Origin of the sequence: Dietzia sp. CW19 (genome assembly GCF_014145265.1) — a bacterium.
Taxonomy (GTDB): domain Bacteria; phylum Actinomycetota; class Actinomycetes; order Mycobacteriales; family Mycobacteriaceae; genus Dietzia; species Dietzia natronolimnaea.
Genome location: NZ_JAALEE010000435.1, coordinates 1 through 7770 on the forward strand (window position 1 = coordinate 1; position 7770 = coordinate 7770).

At 65.7% G+C, this 7770-nt stretch carries 7 protein-coding genes; 3 read left to right on the forward strand and 4 right to left on the reverse strand.

Annotated elements, in window-relative coordinates; translation table 11 throughout:
• The first annotated feature begins 1123 nt into the window (after window positions 1-1123).
• Window positions 1124-1702, forward strand: a complete 579-nt coding sequence (locus tag G6021_RS12820) for a hypothetical protein (RefSeq protein ID WP_146193813.1) — start codon at window positions 1124-1126, stop codon at window positions 1700-1702.
• 278 nt (window positions 1703-1980) lie between these two features.
• On the opposite strand, the gene G6021_RS12825 is transcribed toward G6021_RS12820, so the two are convergent.
• From G6021_RS12825 to G6021_RS17785, 4 genes are all read right to left on the reverse strand, one after another.
• The gene (locus G6021_RS12825; protein WP_156776070.1) at window positions 1981-3114 is read right to left on the reverse strand and encodes a hypothetical protein; all 1134 of its coding nucleotides are present in this window, start codon (window positions 3112-3114) and stop codon (window positions 1981-1983) included.
• Window positions 3107-3523 carry a hypothetical protein gene (locus tag G6021_RS12830; protein ID WP_067715278.1) on the reverse strand — a complete coding sequence of 139 codons (417 nt, stop codon included), beginning with the start codon at window positions 3521-3523 and terminating at the stop codon, window positions 3107-3109. Before G6021_RS12830 ends, G6021_RS12825 begins: the two co-directional genes overlap by 8 nt.
• A gap of 122 nt (window positions 3524-3645) precedes the next feature.
• Window positions 3646-4497 carry a nucleoside hydrolase gene (locus G6021_RS12835; RefSeq protein ID WP_172815703.1) on the reverse strand — a complete coding sequence of 284 codons (852 nt, stop codon included), beginning with the start codon at window positions 4495-4497 and terminating at the stop codon, window positions 3646-3648.
• A gap of 1962 nt (window positions 4498-6459) precedes the next feature.
• Window positions 6460-6729, reverse strand: a complete 270-nt coding sequence (locus G6021_RS17785) for a hypothetical protein (protein WP_206682665.1) — start codon at window positions 6727-6729, stop codon at window positions 6460-6462.
• A gap of 310 nt (window positions 6730-7039) precedes the next feature.
• Here G6021_RS17785 and G6021_RS12845 point away from each other — a divergent pair, with 310 nt between their 5' ends.
• A complete protein-coding gene (locus G6021_RS12845) occupies window positions 7040-7330 on the forward strand; it encodes a glutaredoxin family protein (RefSeq protein WP_156776068.1) in 291 nt (96 codons plus the stop codon).
• A 46-nt stretch (window positions 7331-7376) separates the two neighbouring features.
• Window positions 7377-7718, forward strand: a complete 342-nt coding sequence (locus tag G6021_RS12850) for a hypothetical protein (RefSeq protein ID WP_017838631.1) — start codon at window positions 7377-7379, stop codon at window positions 7716-7718.
• Window positions 7719-7770: the final 52 nt, after the last annotated feature.

The following is a 7770-nucleotide window of genomic DNA, read 5'->3' on the forward strand; positions in this document are numbered from 1 at the left end:
ACCGGCGCCGGAGCAGGCGCCGGAGCTGGAGCGGGTGCCTGACGCACCGGAGCCGGGGCTTGCTGCACGGGAGCCGGGGCCTGCTGCAGGGGTGCCTGACGCACCGGAGCTGGGGCCTGCTGCACGGGCGCGACCGCCTGCTGGACCGCGGGAGCCTCCGGAGCGGCAGCCTCCGATGCTTGCTCTCGACGAGGGTCGGGCTTATCTTCCTTCTTCGCCTTCTTGACCTCGACGGCCGCGGAGATGCCGGCTTGCTGCGCCACTGGCTTCGCCCGCGCTGCTGCGGGAGCAGGCGTCGCACGAGTCGTGGCCCGAGTGGTCGACGCCTGACCCTCCACGACCGCGGCCTGAGCCGTCGTCGCCTTCGCTGGCTTCTGGGCCTCGGTGATACCTGCCTGCGTGCCGGCCAGGGCGAGAGTGGCGCCTCCGAACGCGACAATCGCTGCGGTGGTTCCGACGAGCGCTCCCCTGAGCGCGGTCCGAGATTGGTGCATGGTCTACCCCTGTCGCCGTTTTATAGTGACACCCTAACCCCTCCGGGGCGCATGTCAACGTCACTATAGGACGCAACCGTAAAGTCGTGGGGAAACATCAGGACGGCGACGGAGGAGTGCACATGGGAAGGGCCTCAGCCCATGCCTTCTCCCCCGAGGTTCTTGTCGATTTGCGTCGCAGCGCGGGCCTTTCGCAGGCTGCGCTGGGTGATGCACTGGGGGTGAGTTCGGGCTCAGTCCGTGCTTGGGAGCGGGGTCGGAAGATCCCTCAGGCGGATATGTTGGGTCGGTTGGCAGAACTGTTGAGTGCGGCGCTCTCGAGCACCGTTACCGTTGCCGACCTGGTCGACATTCCCGATACCGGCAGAACTCTCGCTGACTGGCGTGTGCTCCGAGCCTTGACTCAAGGTGAAGCCGCGCGACGCGCTGGCCTTTCCACCTCGCATTATGGGGCGATTGAGCGTGGAGACAGCCCCTTGGCGGCGCATAGTGTTCCCCATCTCGCTGATGCTCTGGGAATCACCCCGGACGAGGTCATCGCTGCCGCAGGTGAGGGCGGGCAGGGCGGTTAACTGCTTTTGGGCCTGTCCACAAAGAACTTGACAGGTGTCCGGCCTAGGCTTGTGGACATGACAGCTCGACTTGCCGACGCGGTACGGAGGAGGCGCGCCGAGCTCTCGCTCAACCTGATTCAAGTCCGGGACCGGGGCGGCCCGCGGGCGCCCATCATGGTGAGAATCGAACGCGGAGACACCGAGGTGATAACCCCCGAGATCCTCGACGCTCTTGACCGGTCGCTGGAGTGGACGATCGGTAGCGCAGCGAGCACTCTTGAAGGAGGCACTCCCACTCCCCGAGAGACGGCGGAAGTGCAGTTTGCACCGTCGGGGGTCACGATCTCCCACGGCGAGGTCGCTGCTCTCACCGCCGCCACATTCCGGTTACAGCAGCTTTCCAGTGACCGCGCCCAGGATTCCGACCTGGTCGAGGCTATCGAGGACCTCGCCCAGGCAGTGGCCCCGCTGTATGGTCAGTTCATCACGGAGTTACTGGCCGCGAATACCCACGGACTTGGTAGCGATATTGTCGTTGACGCAGTAGCTCCGCTGCTGGCCGAGCGTGCGGACTCCGAACTCGACGAAGGCGCTGCGCTGCGTAGATGGCTGGCGATGCCGGACGCCAAACGTGATCGCGGGGAGGACGCATGACGCAAGCGGACCGACTTCAGCAACTCATGTGTGTATGGCGTGATCCCTCTGGTGGGATGCGCACCGTCGAGGAAATTGCTGCGCACACGCCACCGACGGTTGGCGTTACTCCCGAGCTGTTGGGAGACGTGCTCGCGGGGAAGTCAGTGCTCACCGAAGCCCAATGCGAGGCTGTCGCTGCGTTCTTCAAGGTCCCCGGTCGCTACCTCAGCGATGGGGACGAGAAAATTCATGAGCAGCTGGAGCTGCTCAGGCACCTGGTGAATGCAGGTGCAAGGTCAGTCCGACTGCGGGGCAAACCGGTCGACACCACGCGAAAAGCCCTTCTCGCTGCCGTGTCCCGCCGTGTGTCGTAGTTGCTTGGCTCGCTGCCACTGCACCGACAGCTCCCCCGCCTGGCCGACGGCGTCGACGGCAAGCAGACCCTCGTCACCGAGGTGGTCTGTTCGCCTGTCGCGCTGCATCGCCGCGTCCTGAATTGCGAGTGCGAGGATCAGTGCCGGAGGTTCGGCGCTTACTTTGCGAGCTGCGCGCATATGACGGTCGTTCACCAGGGGCGCCAGATGAGCAAGAGCGTCGACGCTCTCCACGATGGCTCGGAGGCGCTGCTCCTTGCCGCGCAGACTCCACGGATCACTGAGAGCCACCTCAGGGCACGCCGTTCTCAGGTCCAGCCACATAGCCGTCATCGGATCGGCCCAGCTATCTTCCGCTCCACGGTTGGCCACCAGTGCCGAAATGACGGCACCAATTGTCAGAAGAACTGCGAAGACGACCCCGTTTGGTACACCGCGGCCGTCTAGGAGACTGTGATCATCTCGAAGAGCGCTGAACCCCACGGCCACAAACACGGTGAAGTTGTCGATGACCAGGAAGGCGTAGACCAGCGTCACCACCGCGCCGACTAGCCGCGACCGGCTTAGTCCCCAGGAGCCGATGAGCTGTTTGACCAGCAGAACCAATCCGACCAACGTGGGAAGACAGAAGATGGCGAAGTACCACAACGCCCAGCCGCTTGGAGCAGACTCCATTTGGTCACCGGCGCGTGGGGCTACAGCGGCAGTGATGACCAGTAGCACCGTCAGCCCGCCGCTAATGGCGTAGAGGACAGGCACCAGCCGTGGGTGTTTGACGTCGCCCTGCGTGGCAAACCAGAGCAAGATCACGCCAGCCACCGCCACGAGGCACGCTCCATGAATTAGTGCGCGCAGGATCGCTGCCCCAAGGAGCGGCTCAACGACGTCGTAGATCGGGCCCACCTTCAATGTCAGGGCCACAGCCCCCGCGGCCAGTGATTCGGTTAGCCGCCGGGGAGCTCCACCGCTGCGTGCCGCGTACACCCGCCACAAGATCGCCGCCCAGGTGATCGCAAGTAGCGTGAAATCGAGCCAGGCTGGCAGCAAATTACGCATGGTTATCCACCCCAAAGGCGCGCCATAGCTCCCGCCCACCAGACGTTTCCTGGGCTTGGCGCAACTGCCTCTCGACCTCGATCCCGGTGGTCATACGCGCAAGGATGAGTGTGCCGAGGAACTCCGCTTCGTACTCCTCTAGCGAAGAGTGGTTCTCGCGTTTAAGCAGGCGGTGAACCTCGCTCAAGTCCAGATCCGGAAAGTACGCGTCCATTCCGTGGGCCGCGTCCGGCGTGGCGAGGTCTCCCCGATGTCCCAGGAGCAGGTGGGCGATCTCGTGGGCCGTCACGGCATCTTGGTGCCACTGCGGTGTGCCGGCACCCAGAATGATGTGGTCCGCAGAGTCGAACTGGACCAGCAGGCCGCACGCCTCCGTACTCAGCGCTCCCTCCATCTGCTCGACTGTCACGGGTCTCCCCCGCTGTCGAGAGATCTCCCCCAGCAAGGACTCTCGAGTCCACGGCCGCGCGCAGCGAATGCCGCGCAGTGCCCGCCGCGCTCGACGACGAGCCATGAACAGCTCACGTCTGTTCATGCCAGCGCTTTCGATACGGCGGACCGAACGACCCCAGCACAGGACTCATCGGCTGGAACCGTCAGCATCCGGTGATCGCCCCCTGGCGTTCCCCACATTGAGGAGCCGACGAAGGTGGGGGTCACCCACTCCCATTTCCCCAACTCAGATCCCACCGCAGCAAGAGCGGCAATCGTGTCGTAAGCCGACGGAGACCACACTTGCCGCCCTGCCCTCTGCGCACAATGCCACCCGTAGGCCTCGTGAATCGACCGCTGAAAGCGCCCGCTGGCCGTGGTCGAACCGAACTCCGACTCTCTGAGCCATATGTGCTCCCCAGCGTTGATCGTCACCCAATCCACGCCGAGATTCTCGACGACCCATGTACTCGCGGCAATGTCTACCTCCGAGTTGGGATCTCGTCCCGGGTCCGACTCTCCGACGATGCCGGCGCCACCGACAGCAACAATGCGCGGGCTCGACTGCGGCTTTGCCGCAGCTAGATTGGTCATCGGACCTAGACAGAGCAGGACATCCTCCGACCCCGCCGATTCGCAGAACTCGAGGATCGCCTTGGACGCGGCGTGCGGATCGCCCGGTCGATCCGGCCTCGAACCGTGGCCGCCCAGCCCATCAGGGCCGTGCACCAGGCGGGGCGTGAAGGTGGGACCCGGCACAGGACCGGCAATCACCGGTATATGGTGTCGCATCACCGCGAGCACGTCGGCAACATTCCTCGCCGCTTGCACGGCTGAGGTGTTCCCCGAAGTCGTGGTCACGCCGATGATCTCGACCTCGGGACGGCTCACCAGCACGGCCAGGGCCAGGGCGTCGTCAACGCCGCAGTCAGTGTCAATGAAGATTCGCACCCAAGCAGGGTATGCGAGAAACGCCGACACCGGTTTATAGTGTCGCCATGGCCATCAGCGGCGTGTCGTCCGCCATAACAGTTACAGATACCGGTAGGAATGCGGTCATGGCACAGCCACACAAGGGTGATCGACGACTCGTCGGTACGCGTCTCGCGCGCGACGTCCACGATGAGGTTCAGCGTCGGGCTGCCGACGCTGGCACATCGGTATCCCAGTACGTCGCAGATGTCCTGGCCGCGCACGTCGGCCGGACTGACGAGATCCGAGAGACCCCCGCTGATGCCCTGTTCCCACGCCACCAATTAGAGGAGCCGCCGCTCGCAGACATCGCTTAGCGCACAGAACACGCGCACACGATCAACTGCATAGCGCACCCACACAAAAGCGATCGCCCCCCGGAGGCAACCGAAGGGCGATCTTGAGAGTGTGACCGGAAAGAGTTACCAGCTCGAACCGGTTTTTGGTGCCCCACCTGAAAGGCAGAACTGCGTGCGAAGCTGTTCTGAGGGTAGCTCACACCCTGTGGACGTGTCCAGCACCGCCGCGCCGGAACTCGTCTCGACTGAGCCAGACCCTCCAACCACCATTACCGTCGTCGATACTGCGGCCCTCGCGGAGCTCGCAGCTCTCCTGGCGGACTCAACCGTCCGCGCATGGGCTCTCGCTCCGACCCAGGGCGACAACCAAGCGATCCAGGTCGGTAGCGGCAACGCCGACCAGCTCGTGCGCCGCGCTCGCCTCGGCACTGAAGCCGCAACATGGGCCATCGTCGCCCAGCCACGTCCAGAGCTGGTCGCCCTCGACATCGACGAGTGCGCCGAACTAGTAGTCCCCGAGATTCGTCAGGCGGCTGCGGATACTGCGACCGTGGTCGTCGCCGCGGTCGCCTCCGGGCGCGACGACTGTCTCCACCTCTGGTGTATTCCGGCGACCAGGCACGGCCGCGACGAGCTCCTGCGACGTGTCGCTCTCATCCGTGAGCACCATCGGCTGCCGGCCGCGGCGATCGACCACCGTGAGGGCAAGGCCATTCGACTGCCGGGCAGCGTAAGCCTCAAACCCGAGGGGCGTCCCGCGCAGCTCGTCGACCTCGAGACCGGGAAAGCGACTGACGTTCGCACGGTAATCCGAGCTGTCCAGGCATCGCTTCCTCGCGACGCGCGGGGATCCGCGCCACAGCGGCTGCGTCGTCGACAGCCGGCTCCCTCAGCCATTCCCCTGCCGTTGCCGGTTGACGACGGCACGCGCCTGGTGACCGAAGCACCTCGAGCGTGGCGCCGGCGCGCACAGTTCACGCCCGAGGATTGGGCGATCCTCAACGACGACACCCGCCGCGACCGGTCAGCGGCCGCCACGGACGCCGCGTGGGTTCTTTGGCGTCACGGCATCCGCTCGGCGACCGCCGCGCTGTGGTGGTACCAGCGCACTGCTGCTTTCGGGAAGTTTCGTCAACGTGACGAGGTGTCCCGCCGGGACGACCGGACTTCTGACTGGTCCGCCTGTCGGCAGCACTGGGCTTCGATCGCTCGGCGTGCGCGAGCATTCCGCCCTGAGATCCCCGAGTCAGACCGCCGCACCCTCGACGCAGCACGCGAGGAGATCCGCTGGTGGGGTGATGCCGACCTCCAGGCAGCTGCCGCCGTGGTCATCGACCGGTTCAGCGACGGGTACGGACTGGCGAGCCGGCCGATCGCTCGCCGAGATCTGCAGCTCGCACTCCACCTGTCCGACGGCGCAGCGTCCGACAGGCTCGCGGCCCTGGTTAAGCGAGGGCTGCTTGTCGTGAGCCACCCGTGGAGCTCCACCACCCCGCGGGAAGCCACCCGGTATGACCTCGCGGTCCCCGCGACCACTTACCGGGGGGAAACCGACCATGACGTCACAAGCCCTGCGGTGCCCTTGCAGCACCCCCTCTGGGGACTCCTCCGCCACACCAGCCGGCGAACCCTCCTCACCCTGCTACGCCACCCCGCCTCCCCCACCCGCCAACTCGCTGCTCTCCTGGGCCTCCCTCCCGGGGACGCCACCCACGGGGTCCTCCACCTCCTCCGGCAGCTCGAGGACGCCGGGCTCGCTACCCGGGCGGGCACCGGCCGCGGAACGCTCTGGTCCGCCGCCTCCACTCTGGACCTGGACGCCGCGTCCCGTCGTACAGGTGCGCTGACGAGGGCCCAGGAGCTGGCCGCCCGCATCTGCGGTGAGCGCGCCTGCTGGCACGCCGAGAGCCACGCAGAGACAGCGCGGACTCTCCGCGGGCTCCACGTTCTTCGCGCACGTCTCACTCACGCTGAGGCTCGCGGGCAGCGCCCTCGCCCACACCCTGCTCCGCGGCACCGCACCCATCCTCGTCCTCCTCGTCGAGCAGCCCCCCGCGGTCGCCACTCCCCTCCGGTGGGCCCGACCGCCGCGACGCCAGCGCGAGAGCGCCGGCCTAGCCACGCCCCTCGGTCTGCTCCCCCACTGTGATGTCACCAGCGTCCACTGACTCCGAGCGGTCGTACTCTTGCCCCATGCACACGGCCTCTCCTGAACTGTCCGAGTGCCGCACTACGACTACGTCGGGGGTGCTGTCCCAGCCATGACCGGCTTGCTCGTCACGCTCTACGGACGCGAGTCCTGTCCGCCGTGCATAAGGACCAAAAAGCTCCTGGATCAAGCCGGTGTTGCGTTCTTGTACGTGGACATCGACGAAGACCCGGACGCACTCGAGGGACTCACCGAGCAGGACTGGGTGACCGCCCTGCCAGTCATCATCACCCCAGAACTCCAGTGGTGCGGCTACCGGCCTGAACACATCAGGACAATCACCACCAGGTACGGGCCCAGCTAAGCTGAGTCGCAGACGAACAGTCACCCCACACTCGAAAGGACCAGCCATGGTCATCGACGGCAACGTCATCGAAATCGGCACCCTCAACCAGCTCAAATCCGGCAGCAGCGTGCTCACCATCAAAGTGCGACACCGCGCCTACAACCCCACCGCCCGCACCTTCACCGGCGAGGTCGTCTACGACGTCGAGCTACGCAAACAACTCGCCGAGAACGCCCACACCAGCCTCACCATCGGCGACGACGTCATCATCGACGCCGACGAACACGACCTGGCCGCCACCATCTACACCGACAGCCACGGCCGGAACCACCCCCAACTCAGCGGCGCCAAAGCCCGCAACATCGGCATCAGCATCCGATCCGAAGCACTGCCCGTCACCACCTAAGAGCACTATCTGCCCGGCCGCCGCGGGTCGACTGGGGCCAGCTCCCGCGTGC

What these genes read in the sequence shown, in the direction of transcription:
- G6021_RS12850 (WP_017838631.1), top strand. Translation starts at nt 7,377, where the DNA reads ATGGTCATCGACGGCAACGTCATCGAAATCGGCACCCTCAACCAGCTC.
- G6021_RS12825 (WP_156776070.1), bottom strand. Translation starts at nt 3,114, where the DNA reads ATGCGTAATTTGCTGCCAGCCTGGCTCGATTTCACGCTACTTGCGATC.
- G6021_RS12820 (WP_146193813.1), top strand. Translation starts at nt 1,124, where the DNA reads ATGACAGCTCGACTTGCCGACGCGGTACGGAGGAGGCGCGCCGAGCTC.